Genomic DNA, 22,995 nt, shown 5'->3' with positions numbered 1-22,995 from the left:
CTCCTTTATTCCGTTGATTAAAACTTGAGGCCGGCTTCACGCGCAGCGTCTGCAAGTTCTTTAACTCGTCCGTGGTACAGGTAGCCGCCGCGGTCAAATACAACCGTTTCCTGGCCATTATCAATGGCACGCTTCGCTACAAGTTCCCCGACCTGGCGAGCAGCGTCTTTGTTTCCGCCGTTTTCAACGTTAAGTTCTGTATCTAAGCTGGAAGCACTTGCGACTGTGACGCCTGCGACGTCATCAATCAGCTGTGCATAGATGTGCTTATTAGAACGGAAAACATTCAAACGCGGACGTTCAGCTGTGCCTGTGATCGAACGACGAACGTGGGCGTGTCTTTTCTTACGTACCGCGTTCTTAGCAGTCTTCGTGATCATCGAACGTCAGTCCTTTCTTTCCGTTAATTCAGGGCTTACTTCCCTGTCTTACCTTCCTTACGGCGAACGTACTCGCCCTCGTAGCGGATTCCCTTGCCTTTATAAGGCTCTGGAATACGTACGGCACGGATGTTGGAAGCAAGTGCGCCTACGCGCTCCTTGTCAATTCCCTTTACCGTTACCTGCGTGTTGGCAGGAACTTCAATTTCGAGACCGTCTTCCGGAACAAACTCAACCGGGTGGGACAGGCCTACGTTCAGAACCAGCTTGTTGCCGGTCTTCTGAGCACGGTAACCAACACCGACGAGCTCAAGCTTCTTCTCGTATCCTTTGGAAACACCTTCGATCATGTTGTTGATCAGGCTGCGCGTTGTGCCGTGCAGGGAACGGTGCTCCTTGTGGTCGGAAGGACGCTCGACTGTGATCGTGTTATCTTCGTGCTTGATTGTCATGGCTTCGTGCATTTCACGTGTCAGTTCCCCTTTAGGGCCTTTCACGGTTACAGTCTTGCCATCAAGCTTAAATTCAACTCCAGATGGAACTTCAATCGGTTTTAAACCAACTCGGGACATACGTGACACCTCCGTTCTATTACGTAATGAATTACCAGACGTAGGCGATTACTTCGCCGCCGACTTTTTGCTGTCGTGCTTCTTTATCCGTGATAACGCCAGAAGATGACGAAATGATTGCAATACCGAGTCCACCGAGTACGCGCGGTACTTCGTCAGACTTTGCATAAACGCGCAGGCCAGGCTTGCTGATTTTCTTAAGACCAGTGATAACCTTCTCGTTGTTAGCACCATACTTAAGGAAAATACGCAGCATACCCTGCTTGTTGTCCTCAACGGATTCGTAGTCGCGGATGAAACCCTCACGCTTGAGGATATCTGCGATTTCTTTTTTCATGTTGGAAGCCGGGAGCTCCAGGCTTGTGTGTCGCACCATGTTCGCGTTGCGGATGCGGGTTAACATATCAGAAATAGGATCTGTCATGACCATCGTAGTTACCTCCTTCCTTTAAGCGGAATTACCAGCTAGCTTTTTTGACGCCCGGAATTTGACCTTTGTGTGCAAGTTCACGGAAGCAGATACGGCAGAGCTTGAATTTGCGCAGTACACTGTGAGGGCGTCCACAGCGTTCGCAGCGGGAGTACTCTTGTACACCAAACTTTTTCGTACGCTTCTGTTTAGCGACCATCGATTTTTTCGCCAAGGTCTTCACTCCTCTCGTTTATAAGAGTTTATTTTTGGAACGGCATACCGAACTGTGTGAGAAGCTCACGAGCTTCTTCGTCTGTGTTAGCAGTTGTAACAATGACAATATCCATTCCTCGGACCTTGTCTACATCATCGTAGTTGATCTCTGGGAAGATCAGCTGCTCTTTCACGCCGAGCGTGTAGTTGCCTCGTCCGTCAAATGCTTTCTTGGAAACACCGCGGAAGTCACGTACACGTGGCAGGGATACAGAGACAAGCTTGTCGAGGAAGTCATACATACGCTCACCGCGCAGTGTTACCTTCGCACCGATTGGCATTCCTTCACGGACTTTAAAGCCTGCGATGGATTTCTTCGCCTTTGTTACAAGCGGCTTCTGACCAGTGATCGTTGCGAGCTCTTCTACTGCTTTGTCAAGCACCTTCGAGTTCTGTACAGCGTCACCGACACCCATGTTTACAACGATCTTTTCGAGCTTCGGTACTTCCATAACGGAAGAGTATTCGAACTTCTCTTTCAGAGAAGGTGTAATTTCCTGATTGAATCTTTCCTTCAAACGACTCATTGAATGAACCTCCTTTCAGCAGCCGGCTGCTTAGTTATCAAGCGCTTCGCCGGATTTTTTAGCAATACGTACTTTCTTGCCGTCTTCGACTTTGAAACCAACGCGCGTAGGCTCGTTTGTTTTCGGGTCGATCACCATAACGTTTGATACGTGAATAGGCGCTTCCTGGTTAAGAATTCCGCCTTGTGGGTTCGTCTGGGATGGCTTAGCGTGTTTCTTTACCATGTTTACGCCTTCCACGAGTACGCGGTCTTTCTTTGGATAAGCTTCAAGAATTTTACCTTCTTTACCTTTATCCTTACCGGAGATGACTTTAACGTTATCTCCCTTTTTCACGTGCAGTTTCGCCTGGGACATGAGGGCACCTCCTCTTTACTCGGTTGTTTCCGATCTCTATTCTTACAGTACTTCCGGCGCCAGAGAAACGATCTTCATGAACTTGTTTTCACGCAGTTCACGTGCAACCGGTCCAAAGATACGAGTTCCTCGTGGGCTCTTGTCGTCACGTACGATTACAGCTGCGTTCTCGTCGAACTTGATATAAGATCCGTCCGGACGGCGTGCACCTGTGCGAGAGCGTACGATTACAGCACGTACTACTTCACCTTTCTTGACAACGCCACCAGGTGTTGCCTGCTTTACAGAGCAGACGATTACGTCACCGATGTTCGCAGTCTTACGGCCTGTACCACCAAGTACTTTAATGCACTGTACTTCACGGGCACCGGAGTTATCAGCTACTTTTAAACGGCTTTCCTGTTGAATCATAGATTCCTTTACCTCCCTTCGGATGCGAAGACGCTATTGCGTGCTTAGATGATTACGGCCTCTTCCACTACCTCAACAAGGCGGAAGCGCTTGTCTTTGGAAAGCGGGCGGGTTTCCATGATGCGGACGATGTCGTTCACCTTTGCAGTGTTGTTCTCATCGTGCGCTTTATATTTCTTCGTGTGCTTAACACGCTTTTTATACAGCGGGTGCATCTTGTAGGACTCGATGGAAACAGTGATTGTCTTGTCCATCTTGTCAGATGTCACGCGGCCTACGTAAACTTTACGGTTGTTACGTTCCACGGTTATTCCTCCTCTCGGGACTATTCCGCAATACCGAGTTCGCGCTCGCGTAGTACGGTCTTAGCTCGTGCGATTGACTTCTTCACTTCGCTGATGCGAGCCGGGTTATCCAGCTGACCAGTCGCAAGCTGAAAGCGAAGGTTGAAAAGCTCTTCCTTAAGAGAAGTGGCTTTCTGTTCAATTTCTGCAGTGGTTAGGTTGCGGATTTCATTAGCTTTCATTTGCGTCACCACCCACTTCTTCACGTTTAATTACTTTCGTACGGATCGGCAGCTTGTGGGATGCAAGACGAAGTGCTTCGCGTGCAACCTCTTCCGATACACCGGCGATCTCGAACATTACCTTCCCTGGCTTTACGACTGCTACCCAGCCTTCAGGAGAACCTTTACCGGAACCCATTCGGACTTCAAGCGGCTTTGCAGTGTAAGGCTTGTCTGGGAAGATCTTAATCCATACCTTACCGCCACGCTTCATGTAACGCGTCATTGCGATACGCGCAGCTTCGATCTGACGGTTTGTGATCCAGGAAGCTTCAACTGCCTGAAGACCATACTCACCGAAAGATACTTCCGTTCCGCCTTTCGCTCGTCCGCGCATCTTACCACGGTGCTCACGACGGAATTTAACACGTTTAGGCATTAGCATGATTAATTTCCTCCTTCCTCTGCGTTCGTTCCTTTAGTTGGAAGGACTTCACCCTTGTAGATCCAAGTTTTAATACCGAGCTTGCCGTACGTAGTATCTGCTTCTGCAGTACCATAGTCGATGTCAGCACGGAGTGTGTGAAGTGGAACAGTACCTTCGTTGTATGATTCTGATCGGGCGATATCGGCTCCGCCGAGACGTCCGGATACTTCTGTTTTGATACCTTTTGCGCCGGAACGCATTGTGCGCTGCATGGACTGCTTCATTGCGCGGCGGAAAGAAATACGGCTTTCCAGCTGGCGTGCAATGTTCTGAGAAACGAGTGTTGCATCCATATCAGGCTTCTTGATTTCGTTGATGTTGATGTGAACACGCTTGCCAGTCATCTGGTTCAGTGTTCTGCGAAGTACTTCTACTTCAGAACCGCCTTTACCAATAACCATACCTGGCTTAGCAGTATAGATCGTAACGTTCACACGATTTGCCGCTCGTTCGATTTCAATCGTGGAAACGGACGCTTCGCTGAGACGCTGCTCGAGATAGTCGCGGATGCGGATATCTTCGTGAAGCAGATCAGCATAGTCTTTATCAGCATACCATTTGGACTCCCAGTCTTTGATGACGCCGACACGCAGTCCATGAGGATTTACTTTTTGACCCACACTTATCCCTCCTTCTTTTCTGTTAGCACTAATGTGATGTGGCTCGTACGCTTATTGATACGGCTTGCGCGTCCCTGTGCTCTTGGACGGAACCGCTTAAGTGTAACTCCTTCGTCTACGAATGCCTGAGCAACGACGAGGTTGTCCGGCTCCATTTCGTAGTTGTGCTCCGCGTTCGCGATCGCTGAATTCAAAAGCTTCTCTACAATCGGGGATGCTTTTTTCGGCGTGTGGTTCAGGATGGAGATTGCTTCTCCAACTTCCTTTCCACGGATCAGGTCAACGACCAGACGAGCTTTGCGAGGAGCAACACGTACTTGTTTTGCTACTGCTTTGGCTTCCATGAGTCAGTACCTCCCCTCTTTATTAACGTCGTGTTTTCTTATCGTCAGAAGCATGGCCCTTGTACGTACGCGTTGGCGCGAATTCGCCAAGCTTGTGGCCTACCATGTCTTCCTGAACGTAAACCGGCACGTGTTTACGGCCATCGTATACAGCGATCGTGTGACCGATGAACTGTGGGAAAATTGTAGAACGGCGGGACCAGGTCTTGATTACCTTCTTGTTGCTGGAATCAGCCTGTGCTTCTACCTTCTTCATCAGATGATCATCTACAAATGGTCCCTTTTTCAAACTGCGACCCATAATGGTACCTCCCTTCGCGATTGCGCTACGGCCCTCCGTGAGAACCGTAGGACAACCCCGTTATTTTTTACGGCGACGACGCACGATATATTTGTTGGACTCTTTGTTCTTGTTTCGTGTCTTGTAACCAAGAGTCGGCTTGCCCCATGGAGACATTGGAGAAGGACGTCCGATTGGAGCGCGGCCTTCACCACCACCGTGTGGGTGATCGTTCGGGTTCATAACAGAACCACGTACAGTCGGGCGCTTGTTCATCCAGCGGGAACGGCCTGCTTTACCGATTGTGACAAGCTCGTGCTCAATGTTGCCGACCTGGCCGACTGTCGCACGGCAAGTTCCAAGGATGAGGCGTGTTTCACCGGAGCGCAGACGTACGAGAACGTACTTTTCTTCGCGTCCGAGAACCTGTGCTTCAGCTCCTGCAGAACGTACAAGCTGTCCACCTTTTCCTGGGCGGAGCTCGATGTTGTGGATGATCGTACCTACCGGAATGTCCTTCAGCTGAAGTGCATTTCCGACTTTGATATCGGCATCCTTACCGGACATGATCTCTGTTCCAACCTTGATGCCTTTTGGCGCAAGGATGTAGCGCTTCTCACCGTCAACATAGTTGATCAGTGCGATGTTCGCAGAACGGTTCGGATCGTATTCGATCGTAGCAACGCGGCCTGGAATTCCATCTTTGTCACGCTTAAAGTCGATGATGCGGTATTGACGCTTATGACCGCCGCCCTGGTGGCGTACTGTCAGGCGTCCCTGGTTGTTGCGTCCAGCTTTTTTCGAAAGCGGCGCAAGCAGTGATTTTTCCGGCTTGTCGGTCGTAAGTTCTTCGTTCTGAAGAGTTGTCATGAAACGACGGCCGTTCGTAATCGGTTTATACTTTTTGATAGCCATGAGCTTTTCCCTCCTTCGTTAAGACGTTTTATTTACGCACCTTCAAAGAACTCAAGTTCTTTGCTGTCTGCGGAAAGTTGTACAATTGCTTTCTTGCGCTTGCGGGTATAGCCGCTGTGGCGACCGAAACGCTTGAACTTGCCTTTGTAGTTCATCGTGTTGACAGAAGCTACTTCCACGCCGAAGATTTCTTCGATAGCTGCGCGGATCTGAGGCTTAGTGGCAGATGGGGAAACTTCGAACGTGTACTTCTTGTTCTCCATCAGCTCAGCAGAGTTTTCAGTGATAATCGGGCGCTTAATAATATCGCGTGCGTTAGCCATTATGCAAGCACCTCCTCTACCTGTTTAACAGCATCCTGTGTAATAACGAGCTTCTCGTGCTTGAGAAGATCCAGTACGTTTACACCGGAAGCTTTAATAGCCGTTACTCCTGGAAGGTTACGGGCAGAAAGTGCAACTGCTTCGTTTTCGTCCGCTGTTACGATCAGTGTCTTCGTGTTAGCAGAAAGACCTGCAAGTACAGCTTTCATTTCCTTCGTTTTTGGAGCTTCGAAGCTCAGCTCTTCAAGAACAAGAATGTTATTCTCGTTTACCTTTGAAGAAAGAGCGGATTTCAGTGCAAGACGACGCTGCTTCTTAGGAAGCTTGTATCCGTAGCTGCGTGGTGTTGGACCAAACGCTACGCCGCCTCCTACCCAGATTGGGGAACGAGTTGAACCATGACGTGCACGGCCTGTTCCCTTCTGACGCCAAGGCTTGCGTCCACCGCCGCGTACTTCCGAGCGGTTCTTAGTGGAATGAGTTCCTTGACGAAGTGATGCTTGCTGCATGATGACAGCTTCATAAACTACGTTTTCGTTCGGTTCAATACCGAATACGCCTTCTGCCAGCTCGATATCGCCGGCCTGTGAGCCATCCTGTTTGTACAGAGTTACTTTAGGCATCGGGGCTCCTCCTTTCTTATCCGAAATTAGTTAGCTTTTACAGCAGACTGAACAGTTACAAAGCTGCGCTTTGCACCAGGTACGTTACCCTTAACGAGCAGTACGTTGCGCTCTGCGTCAACTTTTACAACTTCAAGGTTCTGAACGGTTACAGTGTCTCCGCCCATGCGCCCTGGAAGCAGTTTACCCGGACGTACGTGGTTCGGGTCAACAGGCCCCATGGAACCTGGCGAGCGGTGGTAGTGAGAACCGTGGGACATTGGCCCGCGGGACTGATTGTGTCGCTTGATCGCACCCTGGAATCCTTTACCTTTGGACTTACCAGTTACGTCTACGATATCTCCCTCAGCAAATACATCTACCTTGACTTCCTGACCAACCTCAAGTTCAGCTGCGTCAGCGTCGCGGATTTCCTTCACGAAGCGCTTAGGCGTTGTGTCTGCTTTAGCAGCGTGTCCTTTTCTCGGCTTGTTCTGGTTGTTTTCTTTCTGGTCAAAAGCACCAAGCTGAATCGCTTCGTAGCCGTCGCCTTCTGCTGACTTCTTCTGAAGCACAACGTTTGGCTCCGCCTGGATTACAGTGACAGGCACTGCTTCACCGGCTTCTGTAAAAACTTGCGTCATGCCGAGCTTTTTTCCTAAGATTCCTTTGGTCATCCGTCACACCTCCTGTTAATAATTAAATATTTTTTATATAAACAAATTAAAGCTTGATTTCAATGTCCACACCAGACGGCAGGTCAAGACGCATCAGCGCATCAACTGTCTGTGGTGTCGGCTCAAGAATGTCGATAAGACGCTTGTGCGTGCGCATTTCGAACTGCTCACGGGAATCCTTGTACTTGTGCACCGCACGAAGGACTGTGTATACAGAACGTTCTGTCGGAAGCGGGATAGGACCGCCTACTCCGGCACCTGAACGCTTGGCAGTCTCAACAATCTTCTCAGCAGAAGCGTCGAGTACACGGTGATCATACGCCTTTAAACGAATACGAATCTTTTGCTTTGCCATTTTTTTACCTCCTTTTTTCGCCCATTTTTGGAAATAGACTTGCTCCTCGGAAATTTTCCGTCAGCCGATCCATGGCAACGGGATCGGGTGTGTCGGTAACCTCCCGAATCAAAGCCTTTCTGTGACCAACATTGTATAGTATACAGGAAACGCGCTGTATACGCAATGCTTTTTCCGCTTATTTCTACAGTCACACTTTGTGTAGTATACAGGCTCGAAACGCTGATTTCAAGGGGTATTTGATGTAAATTCACAGATTACGAAGGGCGGAATTTTCTGATAGTTATCAGGGAGTAACAAAGCGTTCCGTGTTGCTATCCTGCTGCCCCCGAATTGGTCCTCCTCAGAGGACACCCTTTCTATAGAAGAAACTCGTCACGAGCGGTAGTGAAGCTGAATGACAGCCGGAGCCAGAAGATGTACAGGGTGCAGACTCGCGGGATCCTCATGGAACTGAAGAATGTCACCCCGCGTACCGGCAAACAGGTACAGCGCCTCGGCAGGAATTCCATCATGACGGATGTCGATCAGCACGTCCCCCGCCTCGTTTTTTACCTTGAACTGCGTGCCGCTGAAGCCGCCGTCGCTCTCACCGATGGGCACGCCCGCTTCATCACGAAAGGTCGTGTAGCTGCGCCTTACGTTCCAGACGTTCATTTTATAGGAGCCAAGCTTCGTCCCGTGCTGGTCGTAAAGATACGTGTACTGATGTAAACCGCGATTCTTTTCAAGCCGGTACAACGTGCCTTCCTGGTTTTCGACGACGAGTCGTTTCTTTAAGTATGGACGCAGTCCGATCAGGTGGAGCAGCGCGGTGATAATTTTGGTGATTCCATCTGCTTCTTCCCTGTCAATCGCCGCCCCTTCCCCTCGCATCGTGATGTAAAGCATATTCCGGAGCCAGTGCACGGCTGGAACGAGCATAATTCGTCTCTCCTGATCGAGTGCGGGAGGGGTCTCCGGAACGGTGATGCGGATCTGTTCTGCGCGCCGCTTCTTTACAGCAGCTGCGATAACGTGACCCGGTCCGGCCGCAGCAAGAGTGAAGAACGGAACAAGCGAATCGAGCGAGCCCGGCCAGCCGGTCAGTATCCAGTAGCCTGCCAGGGCAAGCGCTGCAATCGAACAGGCGGCACCGATCTTTTGAAATGTACGCGCCGTTCGCAGGTAATGTGCTTGTAAGTCAGGCATCGGTTCTCTCCTTTTTGAGCTGAATTGTTTGAACAAACGCAAGTAGCTGTGACCATCGAAGGCTCATGCTCCCCCGCCTGTCGATCGTGAGCAGACAAGCTTCTGTTGGTTTTGAGAAGCGTAAAGTTAGATTTGCAGCTTCTTGTATCACTTTTTTCGTTATATCGGTCCGCTTGTGTTGCGCAAGTGACAATTGGGTCCGCGACAGTTAATGATAGGACGAGCTGTGTTACTTTCCGTTACCGTTAAGTTCTTTTTGAAGCCCGGAGTTTTACTTTTTCATTCTAGTTTTCAACATGCCTGCCTGTTTTTATACGCTGCTAAGCTTCTTACATATAAATCCGCTGCCAAAATTGACAGCGGACAAGAATCTTACAAGGATTCAATAATTTCATTCATACGTTCAATGTTTTCAACCGCAAGTTCATAGTATTCAAAACCCGTTTCATATTGTTCAGCATTATTTGTTACTGCTCTATATAAAAGATGGCGCGTCTCGTATGACCATTCATGAATCAATTGATATTCTTCACTCTTATAATGTTGTTCCAATTCGTAGAGCTCACGATTAATATTTATAGAAGTATTTTGGATAGCGTCCCAACCGTAATGTATGATTTCAGTTGGCCGTCCTTCTTCTTCGATTCGCTCTGTTCCGAATGTCCCCATTGGTTCCGTTATATATTCACCGTAATAATCTGTGCCGCCGCTTAGGGGCAGGCCAAATTCACCGGATGGTGTGTTAAATGAGTCATAACTAATACTTGCGCGTTTCATCATTAAGCCTACCGCCTGACTTGCTTCAGGAATTTCAGGATCCCTTTGATGAAATTCCGGTGACGGCAAATGTCCGTGTGTGGCTACTTTCGTTTCCCGCTCAAATTCAAAACCGTTCTCATAAACGATCAGGTCACCCTCAATCGATTTCCCCTTTTCAGGAAGATTCAAATTTCGCAACGTTTCTTCGATAGATCGATACTTTTCTTCATCTAAATACGACTCCGGCGTGTCATATGTTCTATTTCTCAGTTCATCAAAATAGGATAACTGCCCCTCTTCACCTGCATTCTCTTCATCAGCCATAGCTTCGATATTATTCTGATCGTCTTCTAATTGTCCTTCGTTTAATTCTGCGTTTTCTCCTTCACCGCATGCAGTTAAGAAAGCCAGTGAAAGGAGAGCGGATGATTGTATGTATTTCTGCAAATTTGGACGCCCCTTTTTATTTGTAATTCGTTTCCAATGCTAACAAATAACCGTTTGATTTGTAAACTTGTATGAAATAGATCTGCTTTATTTGATGCAGGTTAGCGGACCCCAAGAAAAGATGCGAACTCCGCCATTCTTTAACTTCTTGAATACTTAGCGGCATGATCATATAAGCGGAACGCTGCCTTCCAGCATAAACAGCAATCCACCACAAGAAATAGGTAAAGACCATTCTCGTAGAAATTATTTACAAATATAAATGGCAAACATTGTCTGACATTGGCAAAGGAATCCACAAAAAAAAACCGGGCAGGTAAGCCTGCCCGGCTGGAGATGCGGATGAAGATCCGCATGTATTCATTCAATTACTCAGTGATTTCAGCAACGACGCCTGCGCCTACTGTACGTCCGCCTTCACGGATTGAGAATTTAGTACCTTCTTCAATCGCGATTGGGGAGATCAGTTCAACAGTCATCTCTACGTTGTCACCAGGCATAACCATCTCTACACCTTCTGGAAGGTGAGTAACACCAGTTACGTCCGTAGTACGGAAGTAGAACTGTGGACGATAGTTTGTGAAGAATGGAGTGTGACGTCCACCTTCTTCTTTAGACAGAACGTAAACTTCTGCTTTGAACTTTGTGTGTGGAGTGATAGAACCTGGCTTAGCAAGTACTTGTCCACGGTTGATGTCGTCACGGGATACACCACGGAGCAGTGCACCAATGTTGTCACCAGCTTCAGCGTAGTCGAGAAGCTTACGGAACATTTCAACACCAGTTACAGTAGTCTTGGATGGAGCTTCAGCAAGACCAATGATCTCAACTTCGTCACCAACGTTAAGCTGTCCACGCTCAACACGGCCAGTTGCTACTGTACCACGGCCTGTGATAGAGAATACGTCCTCTACAGGCATCATGAATGGCTTATCCTTGTCGCGGTCAGGTGTTGGGATGTAGTCATCCACCTGCTGCATCAGTTCAAGGATTGCGTTTTCGTGCTCTTCGTCACCTTCGAGAGCCTTCAGAGCAGAACCTTTAACGACTGGGATGTCGTCACCAGGGAAGTCATACTCAGAAAGAAGCTCACGTACTTCCATTTCTACGAGCTCGAGAAGCTCTTCGTCGTCAACCTGGTCCGTCTTGTTCAGGAATACAACGATGGAAGGTACACCAACCTGACGGGAAAGCAGGATGTGCTCACGCGTCTGTGGCATTGGGCCGTCAGCAGCAGATACAACGAGGATTGCTCCGTCCATCTGTGCAGCACCAGTGATCATGTTCTTAACGTAGTCAGCATGACCTGGGCAGTCAACGTGTGCATAGTGACGAGAATCAGTCTCGTACTCTACGTGTGCAGTGGAGATAGTGATTCCACGCTCACGCTCTTCTGGTGCACCATCGATCTGGTCGTACGCCATTGCAGTACCCTTACCGGACTTCTTGTGAAGTACAGCAGTGATAGCAGCAGTCAGAGTTGTTTTACCGTGGTCAACGTGACCGATTGTACCAATGTTCGCATGCGTTTTGGAACGATCAAATTTTTCTTTTGCCATGATCGAAATCCTCCTTACATATAGTTAAATTATTTGTATTTCTATTTGAAAAGGTGAAGAGCGCATCTGTCACCTTTTCTAGCTTACAACAAAATCAAAACAGTGACAATGACAGGCTTACTTACCGGAGGACTTTTTTACGATTTCCTCAGAGATGCTCTTTGGAACTTCTTCATAGTGGTCGAAGTGCATCGTGTACTGTCCACGGCCCTGTGTGTTGGAACGCAGGGAAGTTGCATAACCGAACATTTCAGCAAGCGGCACCATCGCTTTCACGATCTGTGCGTTTCCGCGTGCTTCCATACCTTCTACACGTCCGCGGCGTGACGTGATGTCACCCATGATGTCACCCATGTACTCTTCAGGGATAACAACTTCGACGCGCATAACTGGCTCAAGAAGAACCGGGCTGCACTTGCCTTTTGCTTCCTTCAGTGCGAGGGAAGCTGCTACCTTAAATGCCATCTCGTTGGAGTCGACATCGTGGTAGGAACCGTCGTAAAGACGTGCTTTTACGTCAACAACCGGGTAGCCTGCGAGCATACCGTTCTCCAGGGATTCTCTTACACCCTGTTCAACAGAACCGATATATTCACGTGGAACGACACCACCGACTACGTTGTCGATGAATTCGAATCCGCCGCCTTCGTCGTTTGGAGAGAACTCGATCCAAACGTGACCGAACTGACCGCGTCCACCGGACTGTCGAACGAACTTACCTTCACACTTAGCAGCCTGACGGATTGTCTCACGGTAAGATACCTGAGGTGCACCGACGTTTGCTTCCACTTTAAACTCACGCTTCATACGGTCTACGATGATGTCGAGGTGAAGCTCACCCATACCACCGATGATCGTCTGTCCCGTTTCGTCATCTGTGTGCGTGCGGAAAGTAGGGTCTTCCTCTGCCAGCTTGGCAAGCGCCATACCCATCTTATCCTGGTCTGCTTTAGAAGCAGGCTCTACGGACAGGTGGATAACCGGCTCAGGGAATTCCATGGACTCAAGAATAACGAGATTCTTTTCGTCACAGAGCGTGTCCCCTGTAGACGTGTCCTTCAGGCCGACACCAGCTGCGATATCCCCGGAGTAGCAAGTCGGGATTTCTTCACGGTGGTTGGCGTGCATCTGAAGAATACGGCCCATACGCTCACGCTTGCCCTTCGTAGAGTTCACTACGTAGGAACCTGCGTTAACCGTACCGGAGTAAACGCGGAAGAATGTCAGCTTACCAACGAACGGATCGGTGGCAACCTTGAAGGCAAGCGCCGCGAACGGCTGATCGTCGCCGGACTTCCGAACAACTTGTTCTTCCGTCTCAGGTACGTGACCTTCAATATCTTTAACGTCTGTCGGAGCCGGAAGGTAGTCAATAACAGCATCAAGAAGAAGCTGGACACCTTTGTTCTTAAATGCGGAACCGCAGAGTACCGGATAGAATTCAACGTTACATGTTGCAGTACGGATTGCTTTTTTAAGCGTTGGCGTGTCGATCTCTTCTCCTTCGAGATAGAGCATCATGAGATCTTCGTCAAGGTCGGAAACGGCCTCAACCAGTTTCTCACGATATTCGGCAGCCTGTGCTTTGTACTCTTCCGGAATTTCGCGTGCTTCTGTACGCGTGCCCTGGTCATCCAGGTAGTAGAACGCCTCCATTTCGACGAGGTCGATGATTCCTTCGAAGTCATCTTCCGCACCGATTGGCAGCTGAACTGCTGCAGCGTTTGCACCGAGACGGTCAGAAAGCGTCCCGAGAGAGTAGATGAAGTCTGCACCAAGCTTGTCCATCTTGTTGACGAAAACAATACGAGGTACGCCATACGTTGTAGCTTGACGCCAAACCGTTTCAGTCTGTGGTTCAACCCCGGACTGGGCATCAAGTACGGCTACTGCACCGTCGAGTACACGCAGGGAACGTTCAACTTCTACTGTGAAGTCTACGTGACCTGGAGTATCGATGATGTTAATGCGGTGGCCATCCCACTGGGCTGTTGTTGCAGCAGAGGTAATCGTGATTCCACGCTCCTGCTCCTGCTCCATCCAGTCCATCTGAGAACCGCCGTCATGCGTTTCACCGATTTTATGGATACGTCCTGTGTAGAAAAGAATACGCTCGGTCGCGGTCGTCTTACCGGCATCGATGTGAGCCATGATCCCGATATTACGAGTCTTTTCCAAGGAGAACTCTCGTGCCATGTGTCTTTTCTCCTTCCTGTGAATCGGAATTTGATTGTCTGCGGCAAAGGCGGAGAAAACTCCGCCCCTGCTGCAGGATGATCATGACAGTGGATCCTACCAGCGGTAGTGTGCGAATGCTTTGTTCGCTTCTGCCATTTTGTGTGTTTCCTCACGCTTCTTCACGGCTGCGCCAGTGTTGTTAGCTGCGTCGAGGATTTCGTTAGCGAGACGCTCTTCCATCGTCTTCTCACCGCGAAGGCGCGCGTAGTTCACGAGCCAGCGGAGACCAAGCGTGGTGCGGCGGTCCGGCTTTACTTCAATCGGTACCTGATAGTTGGCACCGCCGACACGGCGTGCTTTTACTTCAAGTACTGGCATGATATTCTTCAGCGCTTCTTCGAATACTTCCTGTGGATCCTTGCCGGATCGCTCACGGACGAGGTCGAAAGCTGCGTAAAGAGATTTCTGTGCAACACCCTTCTTACCATCGATCATGATGCGGTTGATCAGGCGTGTCACAAGCTTAGATTTATAGATAGGATCTGCTAATACATCTCGGCGAGGTACTGGTCCTTTACGAGGCATTAAAGGTCCCTCCTTTCAATATGATTCGGCTGCTTGCGCGCAGCTGCTTATTTCTTAGGACGCTTTGTTCCGTACTTGGAACGGCCCTGCATACGGCCGTCAACTGCTGCAGTGTCAAGTGCACCGCGCACGATGTGGTAACGTACACCAGGAAGGTCCTTTACTCGTCCACCGCGGATAAGCACAACGCTGTGCTCCTGCAGGTTATGTCCGATACCAGGGATGTAGGCGTTCACCTCAATCTGGTTTGTCAGACGTACACGTGCGTACTTACGAAGGGCCGAGTTCGGCTTCTTCGGAGTCATAGTACCAACACGCGTGCAGACACCGCGCTTCTGTGGAGAAGCTTCATCCGTCTGGCGCTTCTTGTAGCTGTTGTAACCTTTGTTCAGTGCAGGAGAGTCAGACTTCTTCCCTTTAGACTGGCGTCCCTGACGTACTAGCTGGTTAATTGTAGGCATGATGTTTCCTCCCTTCTGATCTCAAAATGCAAGCCCACTGGTCCAGGTGGTTCACAAATGGGTAAAAGGAAAGTTTTCGCTGCATCTGTAAGAATACAGCCAAAACTTTTTTCATTTTTTAATTGCTACGATCGCTGCGTTGACATCGATTCCGCATGCCCTGCCGAGCTTCTTCATCGAATCGGCATAGGTGATGGGAACGTTAAGTTCACGTGCTGTCTCGAGCGCTTTTGCCAGCACTTCCTGATCAGCGTCTTCAGCAACGACGAGCTCCCTTACCTGTTCACTTTCCAGTGCTTTTAAAGTTTGTTTCGTGCCGACCACTTTTTCAGCTGCCTGTGCTACTTTTTCATAAGACATTGTCATCCTCCAAAGCATCAGGTATTTGGCACACTTAGATATAGTATCACCAGGGCCGGACAGTGTCAACACTTTCCTGAAGGGAATTTTGTGCTGTGTCCGGCCCGGTGATCCTACATTTCTTCTTCGGGTACGGTTACTTCTTCAAACGACTGTTCTTCCGGCTCGCTCGTGTCGACGTGCTTCATCTGACGGTAGCGCTGCATGCCGGTTCCGGCAGGTACGAGCTTCCCGATGATGACGTTCTCCTTCAGGCCGACCAGTTCGTCACGCTTGCCTTTGATGGCCGCGTCGGTAAGAACACGTGTCGTCTCCTGGAAGGATGCAGCGGACAGGAACGAATCCGTTTCAAGCGATGCTTTTGTGATACCGAGCAGCACCGGCAGTCCGGTTGCCGGACGGCCGCCGCGCAGCAGAATCTCGCGGTTCACGTCGTTGAACTGATGGATTTCCACGAGGGATCCAGGCAGCACCGTCGTGTCGCCGGCGTCGATCACGCGTACTTTGCGCATCATCTGGCGAACCATGACCTCGACGTGCTTATCACCGATTTCAACACCCTGCATACGGTAAACCTTCTGTACTTCGCGCAGCAGGTATTCCTGCACGCCGTGTACACCGGAGACAGTGAGAAGCTCTTTCGGATCGATCGAACCTTCTGTCAGTTCCTGACCCGGCTTCACTTCATCGCCGATCTCCACTTTAAAGCGGGCTGCGAACAGCGCCGTATACGTGCGCGTTTCAAGCTTGTTGGAAACGACGATCTCTTTCTTTTCGCTCGCTTCGCGGATATCCGTGACTTGACCTTCAATCTCGGAAATGACCGCCTGACCTTTCGGATTACGCGCTTCGAATACTTCCTGAATTCGAGGAAGACCCTGTGTGATGTCATCCCCGGCTACGCCGCCTGTGTGGAACGTACGCATCGTAAGCTGGGTACCCGGCTCCCCGATGGACTGGGCAGCGATGATGCCGACTGCTTCGCCGACTTCCACTTCTGCGCCTGTCGCCAGGTTGCGGCCGTAGCATCGCTTACAGGAACCGTGCTTCGTATCACACGTGAAGACAGAGCGGATCAGAACGGTCTTGATGCCTGATTCCTCAATAACCTTCGCCACATCTTCGGAAATATCTTCGTTACGGCTGACGAGCAGCTCGTTTGTTTCCGGATGGTAGACGTTCTGGAAGGAGACACGGCCGACAAGACGGTCGTAGAGGCTTTCAATGACCTCAGCGCCTTCTGTAATAGCCTTCACTTCCAGTCCGCGGTCTGTGCCGCAGTCTGTTTCACGGATAATCACGTCTTGGGCAACGTCAACGAGACGACGCGTCAGGTAACCGGAATCCGCTGTTTTCAGTGCGGTATCGGCAAGACCTTTACGGGCACCGTGTGTCGAGATAAAGTACTCAAGTACCGTCAGCCCTTCACGGAAGCTGGACTTGATCGGAAGCTCGATGATTCGTCCGGACGGGTTCGCCATCAGACCACGCATACCCGCAAGCTGCGTAAAGTTCGAGGCGTTACCTCGTGCACCGGAATCACTCATCATAAAGATCGGGTTCGTCTTCTCGAGTGTTCCGAGAAGCTTCTCCTGGATCACATCTTTCGCTTTGCTCCATACTTCGATGACTTTATCGTAGCGCTCTTCCTCCGTGATCAGACCACGGCGGAACTGCTTCGAAATCTTGGATACTTTTTCCTCAGCCTCATCGAGAATTTCCTGCTTGTCTTCGAGTACGACGATGTCGGAGACCCCTACTGTAATACCAGCTTTTGTGGAATAGTAGAAACCGAGTGACTTCATCTTATCGAGCATGACGGACGTTTCGGAAATCTTAAACTTCTTAAATACTTCCGCAATGATGTCCCCGAGGAAGCCTTTCTTAAACGGCGCTACGAGCTCGCTGTTTTTGAAATGCTCTTTTACATCGGTTGTACCCGGGACGAAGAACCGCTCCGGTGTTTCGATCTCCAGGTTTTCTGCCGTCGGCTCGTTCACATACGGGAAGGACTTCGGCAGAATTTCGTTAAAGATCACCTTGCCGACTGTCGTCAGCAGCAGGTGGTTCTGGAATTCTTCACGGAAGTTATCTTTATCAATCGAGCTTACCGGCAGCGCGATACGCGTATGCAGATGCGCGTAGCCGTTCTGATAAGCCGTTAGCACTTCGTTCGGATTGTTAAAGACGCCGCCTTCGCCGATTGCGCCCTCACGCTCGAGCGTCAGGTAGTAGTTACCAAGAACCATATCCTGGGAAGGTGTGACGACTGGCTTGCCGTCCTTCGGGTTCAGGATATTCTGTGCAGCGAGCATAAGCAGGCGGGATTCAGCCTGTGCTTCAGCGGAAAGCGGTACGTGCACCGCCATCTGGTCCCCGTCAAAGTCAGCGTTGTAGGCTGTACATACGAGCGGGTGAAGCTTAATCGCACGACCTTCCACAAGTGTTGGTTCAAACGCCTGGATACCGAGACGGTGAAGCGTCGGTGCACGGTTTAACAGCACCGGATGCTCACGGATCACTTCTTCCAGTACGTCCCATACTTCCGGATTCACGCGCTCTACCTTGCGCTTTGCACTCTTGATGTTATGTGCAAGCCCGCGGCTGACGAGTTCTTTCATGACGAACGGTTTGAACAGCTCCAGCGCCATTTCCTTCGGCAGACCGCACTGATACATCTGCAGGTGCGGACCTACGACGATAACGGAACGGCCGGAATAGTCAACACGCTTACCGAGAAGGTTTTGACGGAAGCGTCCCTGCTTCCCTTTCAGCATGTGGGAAAGGGATTTAAGCGGACGGTTACCTGGTCCTGTGACCGGTCGGCCGCGGCGGCCGTTGTCGATCAAGGCGTCTACTGCTTCCTGCAGCATACGCTTCTCGTTCTGCACGATGATGCTCGGTGCACCGAGGTCGAGCAGGCGCTTCAGACGGTTGTTCCGGTTGATCACGCGGCGGTACAGGTCGTTCAGGTCAGACGTTGCAAAACGTCCGCCGTCCAGCTGGACCATCGGACGAAGCTCCGGTGGAATAACCGGAAGCACGTCGAGGACCATCCAGTCCGGATCGTTGTCGGAGTGACGGAATGCTTCGATCACTTCCAGACGCTTGATTGCACGCGTACGGCGCTGTCCCTGAGCTGTTTCCAGCTCTTCTTTCAAGGAAGCCGCCTCTTTGTCGAGGTCAATGTCCTCGAGCAGCTGGCGGATCGCCTCCGCTCCCATGTTAGCGGTGAACGAACGACCGTATTTCTCGCGGTAGCTGCGGTATTCTTTCTCAGACAGCAGCTGCTTCAATTCGAGCGGCGTGTCGCCGGTATCTGTTACGACGTAGGAAGCGAAGTAGATCACTTCCTCGAGGGAACGCGGAGACATATCGAGCACGAGGCCCATACGGCTCGGAATTCCTTTGAAGTACCAGATGTGGGAGACAGGGGCAGCAAGCTCGATGTGCCCCATACGCTCACGGCGGACTTTCGCACGTGTTACTTCTACGCCGCAGCGGTCACAGACAACGCCCTTATAGCGGACGCGCTTGTATTTACCGCAGTGGCATTCCCAGTCCTTTGTCGGACCGAAGATACGCTCACAGAAAAGACCGTCCTTTTCCGGCTTCAGCGTACGATAGTTGATCGTTTCCGGCTTCTTGACTTCTCCCCGTGACCAAGAGCGAATCTTGTCGGAGGAAGCGAGGCCGATTTTCATATATTCAAAGTTATTTACATCTATCAAGGGGCCAACCTCCCTTTCAGCATTCGAATTCACCGATTACGCGTTCGATTCTCCGCCTGACTCCAGATTCAGGTTCAGCTTATCGTTCGCCTGATCTTCTTCTTCATCGATTTCGAGCATGTCGATCTCTTCATCGTTGCTGGACAGCATCTTCACGTCCATACCGAGACTCTGCAGCTCTTTGATGAGAACTTTGAACGACTCTGGTACACCCGGCTCCGGTACGTTTTCACCTTTTACAATTGCTTCGTACGTCTTCACGCGGCCGATCGTGTCATCGGACTTCACGGTGAGGATTTCCTGAAGCGTGTAGGCAGCACCGTAAGCTTCGAGTGCCCATACCTCCATCTCACCGAAACGCTGTCCGCCGAACTGGGCTTTACCACCGAGCGGCTGCTGCGTTACGAGCGAGTAAGGACCTGTGGAACGGGCGTGCAGCTTGTCATCTACCATGTGTGCAAGCTTAATCATATACATGACACCGACAGAGACTCGGCTGTCGAACGGTTCACCTGAACGGCCGTCATACAGGACGGTTTTTCCGTCGCGGGCCATACCGGCTTCTTCGATCGTGGACCAGACATCTTCCTCGTTGGCACCGTCAAATACCGGCGTTGCAATGTGCATGTTCAGCTGACGTGCAGCCATACCCATGTGCAGCTCCAGCACCTGTCCGATGTTCATACGGGAAGGTACCCCGAGCGGGTTCAGCATGATGTCGATTGGTGTGCCATCCGGCAGGAACGGCATGTCCTCTTCCGGAAGGATTTTGGAAATAACACCTTTGTTTCCGTGACGGCCGGCCATCTTATCCCCTTCGTGAATCTTACGCTTCTGTACGATGTAAACTCGTACGAGCTGGTTCACGCCAGGCGGCAGCTCATCGCCGTCTTCACGGTTGAAAATCTTCACATCAAGCACGATGCCGTCGCCGCCGTGCGGAGCGCGCAGGGACGTGTCACGGACTTCACGTGCTTTTTCTCCGAAGATGGCGTGCAGAAGACGCTCTTCTGCGGTCAGCTCGGTAACCCCTTTAGGCGTTACTTTACCGACGAGAATGTCGCCGTCTTTTACTTCAGCACCGACGCGGATAATGCCGCGCTCATCCAGGTTGCGGAGCGCATCGTCCCCGACGTTTGGAATGTCACGCGTGATTTCTTCCGGTCCGAGCTTCGTATCACGTGCTTCGGATTCGTACTCTTCAATGTGGATCGACGTGTACACGTCGTCCTTGACGAGACGCTCGCTGAGAATGATGGCATCCTCATAGTTGTAGCCGTCCCACGTCATAAAGCCGACGAGTACGTTCTGACCGAGTGCCATTTCACCTTTTTCCATGGAAGAGCCGTCTGCAAGGATTTCTCCCTTTTCCACGACCATTCCTTCAGAGACGATTGGGCGCTGATTATAGCACGTTCCCTGGTTGGAACGTTCAAATTTCATCATGTTGTAGCGGGTAACGTCCCCTTCTACTTCACGGCCGTCGATCGTCTTCAGCTCGCGAATGTCCACAAAGTCGGCAGTTACTTTTTCCACGCGGCCGGGCTTTCTGGCTACGACTGCAGCACCGGAGTCTTTGGCAGACACGTATTCCATGCCTGTACCGACGAGCGGGGAGTGCGGCTCAAGAAGCGGCACTGCCTGACGCTGCATGTTCGCACCCATGAGGGCACGGTTGGAGTCATCGTTTTCAAGGAACGGAATACACGCCGTTGCAGCAGATACAACCTGCTTTGGCGATACGTCCATGTAGTCAACGCGGTCGCGGGCAACGATAATGTTTTCCCCGCGGAAGCGGCAGATGATGTTCTCATCCACGAAGTGACCTTCATCATCGAGCTTGGCGTTCGCCTGTGCGACGACGTAGTTGTCCTCTTCATCCGCTGTCAGGTAATCCACTTCCCGTGTTACGAGTCCTTTTTCATGGTCCACGCGGCGGTAAGGCGATTCGATAAAGCCGAACGGATTCACTTTCGCAAAAGAGGAAAGCGAGTTGATCAGCCCGATGTTCGGACCTTCCGGCGTCTCGATCGGACACATACGCCCGTAGTGGGAGTAGTGAACGTCACGCACTTCAAAGCCGGCGCGTTCACGCGTCAGACCACCGGGTCCGAGTGCAGAAAGGCGGCGCTTATGCGTTAATTCCGCAAGCGGGTTCGTCTGGTCCATGAACTGGGACAGCTGGGAGCTTCCGAAAAACTCTTTAATAGATGCGATAACCGGGCGGATGTTGATCAGCGCCTGCGGCGTAATCATGTTGGCATCCTGAATGGACATACGTTCGCGCACGACACGCTCCATTCGGGAAAGTCCGATGCGGAACTGGTTTTGAAGCAGTTCCCCTACAGAACGGAGACGGCGGTTGCCGAGATGGTCAATATCATCGGTCTGGCCTGTTCCGTGCAGCAGGTTGAAGAAGTAGCTGACAGACGAAATGATGTCGGCCGGCGTGATGTTTTTGATTTTGGAATCAATGCCGCCGTTGGCAATGATCTTCACCGGCTGCTCTTCGTCGCCGTCCTTCTGGGAGTAGATCATCACCGTCTGAAGATCCACATCTTCATCCTCAATGACGCCTCCGTTCAGGTTGTGGCGCTCAAATGAGAGCCCGTCTTCAAAGTAAGGAATGAGTTTATCGAGGACGCGGCGGTCGATCACCGTTCCTTCTTCTGCAAGAATTTCGCCTGTTTCCGAATCAACGAGTGTTTCTGCAAGACGCTGATTGAAAAGACGGTTCTTTATATGAAGTTTTTTGTTCATCTTATAGCGGCCGACGTTTGCCAGGTCGTATCGCTTCGGATCAAAGAAGCGGGACTCGAGCAGGCTTTTCGCGCTTTCGACTGTCGGCGGCTCACCAGGGCGGAGACGCTCGTAAATTTCAAGCAGCGCCTTTTCGGATCCGTCTGTATTGTCTTTTTCGAGCGTATTGCGGAGATACTCATCTTCTCCAAGCAGATCAATGATTTCCTGATCAGAGCCGAAACCGAGCGCACGCAGGAGCACCGTCACCGGAATTTTCCGCGTACGGTCAATACGTACGTATACGACGTCCTTGGCATCTGTCTCCAGCTCCAGCCATGCACCACGGTTTGGAATAACCGTAGCCGTGTAGCCGCGCTTGCCGTTTTTGTCCATCTTCTGACTGAAGTAGACACTTGGCGATCGCACGAGCTGGGAAACGATGACGCGTTCTGCCCCGTTAATAATGAATGTACCGGTATCTGTCATGAGAGGGAAATCTCCCATGAATACTTCTTGTTCTTTTACTTCACCGGTATCTTTATTAATCAGGCGTACTTTCACGCGGAGCGGTGCGGAATACGTCACGTCGCGCTCTTTCGATTCGTCGACCGGATACTTAGGCTCCCCTAAGCTGTAATCGACAAATTCCAGAACGAGGTTTCCAGTAAAATCCTCGATCGGTGAAATGTCCTGAAACATGTCCTGAATACCTTCATCAAGAAACCATTGATAAGAAGCCGTCTGAATTTCAATTAAGTTCGGCAGATCCAAAACTTCATTGATTCGTGCATAACTTCTTCTCTGGCGGTGGCGTCCATACTGAACTAGTTGACCTGTCAACTCATTCACCCCTCAAACCTAACGTTTTTATCATCAAGAGACCATAAATGCCCCTGACTGATCGTATACTGATAATGTGTGTTACGGTGGAATATGCTGTAG

The 22,995-nt window shown here is 50.6% G+C and carries 27 protein-coding genes; all 27 read right to left on the bottom strand.

Features of this window, described 5'->3' with window-relative positions; all coding sequences use genetic code 11:
• Positions 1–17: 17 nt before the first annotated feature.
• Positions 18–380, bottom strand: coding sequence for a 50S ribosomal protein L18 (gene rplR / locus ACSZLD_RS11690; protein WP_168004312.1), 363 nt, complete (start codon positions 378–380; stop codon positions 18–20).
• A 35-nt stretch (positions 381–415) separates the two neighbouring features.
• Positions 416–952, bottom strand: a complete 537-nt coding sequence (gene rplF / locus ACSZLD_RS11685; protein WP_377909354.1) for a 50S ribosomal protein L6 — start codon at positions 950–952, stop codon at positions 416–418.
• A gap of 31 nt (positions 953–983) precedes the next feature.
• The gene (gene rpsH, locus ACSZLD_RS11680; RefSeq protein WP_377909353.1) at positions 984–1,382 is read right to left on the bottom strand and encodes a 30S ribosomal protein S8; all 399 of its coding nucleotides are present in this window, start codon (positions 1,380–1,382) and stop codon (positions 984–986) included.
• Between the two features lie 28 nt (positions 1,383–1,410).
• Positions 1,411–1,596 carry a type Z 30S ribosomal protein S14 gene (locus ACSZLD_RS11675; RefSeq protein ID WP_168004309.1) on the bottom strand — a complete coding sequence of 62 codons (186 nt, stop codon included), beginning with the start codon at positions 1,594–1,596 and terminating at the stop codon, positions 1,411–1,413.
• A gap of 28 nt (positions 1,597–1,624) precedes the next feature.
• Complete coding sequence (gene rplE, locus ACSZLD_RS11670; protein ID WP_168004308.1) at positions 1,625–2,164, bottom strand: 50S ribosomal protein L5; 540 nt, start codon at positions 2,162–2,164, stop codon at positions 1,625–1,627.
• A gap of 30 nt (positions 2,165–2,194) precedes the next feature.
• Positions 2,195–2,506 (bottom strand): 50S ribosomal protein L24, encoded by a 312-nt coding sequence (gene rplX / locus ACSZLD_RS11665; RefSeq protein ID WP_377909388.1) that lies wholly within the window; start codon positions 2,504–2,506, stop codon positions 2,195–2,197.
• 57 nt (positions 2,507–2,563) lie between these two features.
• Positions 2,564–2,932 carry a 50S ribosomal protein L14 gene (rplN, locus tag ACSZLD_RS11660; RefSeq protein ID WP_377909352.1) on the bottom strand — a complete coding sequence of 123 codons (369 nt, stop codon included), beginning with the start codon at positions 2,930–2,932 and terminating at the stop codon, positions 2,564–2,566.
• A 44-nt stretch (positions 2,933–2,976) separates the two neighbouring features.
• Entirely contained in the window at positions 2,977–3,237 is a 261-nt protein-coding gene (rpsQ, locus tag ACSZLD_RS11655; RefSeq protein ID WP_377909351.1) for a 30S ribosomal protein S17, read from the bottom strand.
• A gap of 20 nt (positions 3,238–3,257) precedes the next feature.
• On the bottom strand, positions 3,258–3,458 hold the full coding sequence (rpmC, locus tag ACSZLD_RS11650) for a 50S ribosomal protein L29 (RefSeq protein ID WP_168004305.1): 201 nt from the start codon (positions 3,456–3,458) through the stop codon (positions 3,258–3,260).
• Entirely contained in the window at positions 3,448–3,882 is a 435-nt protein-coding gene (gene rplP, locus ACSZLD_RS11645; protein WP_168004304.1) for a 50S ribosomal protein L16, read from the bottom strand. Before rplP ends, rpmC begins: the two co-directional genes overlap by 11 nt.
• Positions 3,883–3,884: 2 nt before the next feature.
• Entirely contained in the window at positions 3,885–4,544 is a 660-nt protein-coding gene (rpsC, locus tag ACSZLD_RS11640; protein WP_168004303.1) for a 30S ribosomal protein S3, read from the bottom strand.
• A gap of 2 nt (positions 4,545–4,546) precedes the next feature.
• Positions 4,547–4,888, bottom strand: a complete 342-nt coding sequence (rplV, locus tag ACSZLD_RS11635) for a 50S ribosomal protein L22 (protein WP_168004302.1) — start codon at positions 4,886–4,888, stop codon at positions 4,547–4,549.
• Positions 4,889–4,910: 22 nt separating this feature from the next.
• A complete protein-coding gene (gene rpsS, locus ACSZLD_RS11630; protein ID WP_377909350.1) occupies positions 4,911–5,189 on the bottom strand; it encodes a 30S ribosomal protein S19 in 279 nt (92 codons plus the stop codon).
• A gap of 60 nt (positions 5,190–5,249) precedes the next feature.
• Positions 5,250–6,083: a 50S ribosomal protein L2 gene (rplB, locus tag ACSZLD_RS11625; protein WP_377909349.1), complete on the bottom strand. Its 834-nt coding sequence runs from the start codon at positions 6,081–6,083 to the stop codon at positions 5,250–5,252.
• A gap of 32 nt (positions 6,084–6,115) precedes the next feature.
• The gene (gene rplW / locus ACSZLD_RS11620; protein ID WP_377909348.1) at positions 6,116–6,406 is read right to left on the bottom strand and encodes a 50S ribosomal protein L23; all 291 of its coding nucleotides are present in this window, start codon (positions 6,404–6,406) and stop codon (positions 6,116–6,118) included.
• Positions 6,406–7,029 (bottom strand): 50S ribosomal protein L4, encoded by a 624-nt coding sequence (gene rplD / locus ACSZLD_RS11615; RefSeq protein ID WP_377909347.1) that lies wholly within the window; start codon positions 7,027–7,029, stop codon positions 6,406–6,408. Before rplD ends, rplW begins: the two co-directional genes overlap by 1 nt.
• A gap of 26 nt (positions 7,030–7,055) precedes the next feature.
• Positions 7,056–7,685 carry a 50S ribosomal protein L3 gene (rplC, locus tag ACSZLD_RS11610; protein WP_377909346.1) on the bottom strand — a complete coding sequence of 210 codons (630 nt, stop codon included), beginning with the start codon at positions 7,683–7,685 and terminating at the stop codon, positions 7,056–7,058.
• Positions 7,686–7,731: 46 nt separating this feature from the next.
• Complete coding sequence (gene rpsJ, locus ACSZLD_RS11605) at positions 7,732–8,040, bottom strand: 30S ribosomal protein S10 (protein ID WP_168004296.1); 309 nt, start codon at positions 8,038–8,040, stop codon at positions 7,732–7,734.
• Between the two features lie 375 nt (positions 8,041–8,415).
• Entirely contained in the window at positions 8,416–9,231 is an 816-nt protein-coding gene (locus ACSZLD_RS11600; protein WP_444685247.1) for a hypothetical protein, read from the bottom strand.
• Between the two features lie 372 nt (positions 9,232–9,603).
• Positions 9,604–10,437, bottom strand: a complete 834-nt coding sequence (locus ACSZLD_RS11595; RefSeq protein WP_377909344.1) for a hypothetical protein — start codon at positions 10,435–10,437, stop codon at positions 9,604–9,606.
• A gap of 368 nt (positions 10,438–10,805) precedes the next feature.
• Entirely contained in the window at positions 10,806–11,996 is a 1,191-nt protein-coding gene (gene tuf, locus ACSZLD_RS11590) for an elongation factor Tu (RefSeq protein ID WP_377909343.1), read from the bottom strand.
• Between the two features lie 117 nt (positions 11,997–12,113).
• Entirely contained in the window at positions 12,114–14,192 is a 2,079-nt protein-coding gene (gene fusA / locus ACSZLD_RS11585; RefSeq protein WP_377909342.1) for an elongation factor G, read from the bottom strand.
• Positions 14,193–14,288: 96 nt separating this feature from the next.
• The gene (gene rpsG / locus ACSZLD_RS11580; protein WP_168004291.1) at positions 14,289–14,759 is read right to left on the bottom strand and encodes a 30S ribosomal protein S7; all 471 of its coding nucleotides are present in this window, start codon (positions 14,757–14,759) and stop codon (positions 14,289–14,291) included.
• 47 nt (positions 14,760–14,806) lie between these two features.
• Entirely contained in the window at positions 14,807–15,220 is a 414-nt protein-coding gene (gene rpsL, locus ACSZLD_RS11575; RefSeq protein ID WP_168004290.1) for a 30S ribosomal protein S12, read from the bottom strand.
• Positions 15,221–15,331: 111 nt separating this feature from the next.
• Entirely contained in the window at positions 15,332–15,580 is a 249-nt protein-coding gene (locus ACSZLD_RS11570) for a 50S ribosomal protein L7ae-like protein (RefSeq protein WP_377909341.1), read from the bottom strand.
• Between the two features lie 113 nt (positions 15,581–15,693).
• A complete protein-coding gene (gene rpoC, locus ACSZLD_RS11565) occupies positions 15,694–19,311 on the bottom strand; it encodes a DNA-directed RNA polymerase subunit beta' (RefSeq protein ID WP_444685246.1) in 3,618 nt (1,205 codons plus the stop codon).
• A 36-nt stretch (positions 19,312–19,347) separates the two neighbouring features.
• A complete protein-coding gene (rpoB, locus tag ACSZLD_RS11560; protein ID WP_377909339.1) occupies positions 19,348–22,893 on the bottom strand; it encodes a DNA-directed RNA polymerase subunit beta in 3,546 nt (1,181 codons plus the stop codon).
• Positions 22,894–22,995: the final 102 nt, after the last annotated feature.

This window comes from Alkalicoccus luteus (genome assembly GCF_052061695.1).
Classification (GTDB): domain Bacteria; phylum Bacillota; class Bacilli; order Bacillales; family Salisediminibacteriaceae; genus Alkalicoccus; species Alkalicoccus luteus.
This window is presented reverse-complemented; position numbering and strand designations above follow the sequence as displayed.

What these genes read in the sequence shown, in the direction of transcription:
- rpmC (WP_168004305.1), bottom strand. Translation starts at nt 3,458, where the DNA reads ATGAAAGCTAATGAAATCCGCAACCTAACCACTGCAGAAATTGAACAG.
- rplP (WP_168004304.1), bottom strand. Translation starts at nt 3,882, where the DNA reads ATGCTAATGCCTAAACGTGTTAAATTCCGTCGTGAGCACCGTGGTAAG.
- rplB (WP_377909349.1), bottom strand. Translation starts at nt 6,083, where the DNA reads ATGGCTATCAAAAAGTATAAACCGATTACGAACGGCCGTCGTTTCATG.
- rplF (WP_377909354.1), bottom strand. Translation starts at nt 952, where the DNA reads ATGTCCCGAGTTGGTTTAAAACCGATTGAAGTTCCATCTGGAGTTGAA.
- rplD (WP_377909347.1), bottom strand. Translation starts at nt 7,029, where the DNA reads ATGCCTAAAGTAACTCTGTACAAACAGGATGGCTCACAGGCCGGCGAT.
- rplE (WP_168004308.1), bottom strand. Translation starts at nt 2,164, where the DNA reads ATGAGTCGTTTGAAGGAAAGATTCAATCAGGAAATTACACCTTCTCTG.
- rplC (WP_377909346.1), bottom strand. Translation starts at nt 7,685, where the DNA reads ATGACCAAAGGAATCTTAGGAAAAAAGCTCGGCATGACGCAAGTTTTT.
- rplN (WP_377909352.1), bottom strand. Translation starts at nt 2,932, where the DNA reads ATGATTCAACAGGAAAGCCGTTTAAAAGTAGCTGATAACTCCGGTGCC.
- tuf (WP_377909343.1), bottom strand. Translation starts at nt 11,996, where the DNA reads ATGGCAAAAGAAAAATTTGATCGTTCCAAAACGCATGCGAACATTGGT.
- rplW (WP_377909348.1), bottom strand. Translation starts at nt 6,406, where the DNA reads ATGGCTAACGCACGCGATATTATTAAGCGCCCGATTATCACTGAAAAC.
- rpsG (WP_168004291.1), bottom strand. Translation starts at nt 14,759, where the DNA reads ATGCCTCGTAAAGGACCAGTACCTCGCCGAGATGTATTAGCAGATCCT.
- rpsS (WP_377909350.1), bottom strand. Translation starts at nt 5,189, where the DNA reads ATGGGTCGCAGTTTGAAAAAGGGACCATTTGTAGATGATCATCTGATG.
- rpsH (WP_377909353.1), bottom strand. Translation starts at nt 1,382, where the DNA reads ATGGTCATGACAGATCCTATTTCTGATATGTTAACCCGCATCCGCAAC.
- rplV (WP_168004302.1), bottom strand. Translation starts at nt 4,888, where the DNA reads ATGGAAGCCAAAGCAGTAGCAAAACAAGTACGTGTTGCTCCTCGCAAA.
- fusA (WP_377909342.1), bottom strand. Translation starts at nt 14,192, where the DNA reads ATGGCACGAGAGTTCTCCTTGGAAAAGACTCGTAATATCGGGATCATG.
- rplR (WP_168004312.1), bottom strand. Translation starts at nt 380, where the DNA reads ATGATCACGAAGACTGCTAAGAACGCGGTACGTAAGAAAAGACACGCC.
- ACSZLD_RS11570 (WP_377909341.1), bottom strand. Translation starts at nt 15,580, where the DNA reads ATGTCTTATGAAAAAGTAGCACAGGCAGCTGAAAAAGTGGTCGGCACG.
- ACSZLD_RS11600 (WP_444685247.1), bottom strand. Translation starts at nt 9,231, where the DNA reads ATGCCTGACTTACAAGCACATTACCTGCGAACGGCGCGTACATTTCAA.
- rpsL (WP_168004290.1), bottom strand. Translation starts at nt 15,220, where the DNA reads ATGCCTACAATTAACCAGCTAGTACGTCAGGGACGCCAGTCTAAAGGG.
- rpsJ (WP_168004296.1), bottom strand. Translation starts at nt 8,040, where the DNA reads ATGGCAAAGCAAAAGATTCGTATTCGTTTAAAGGCGTATGATCACCGT.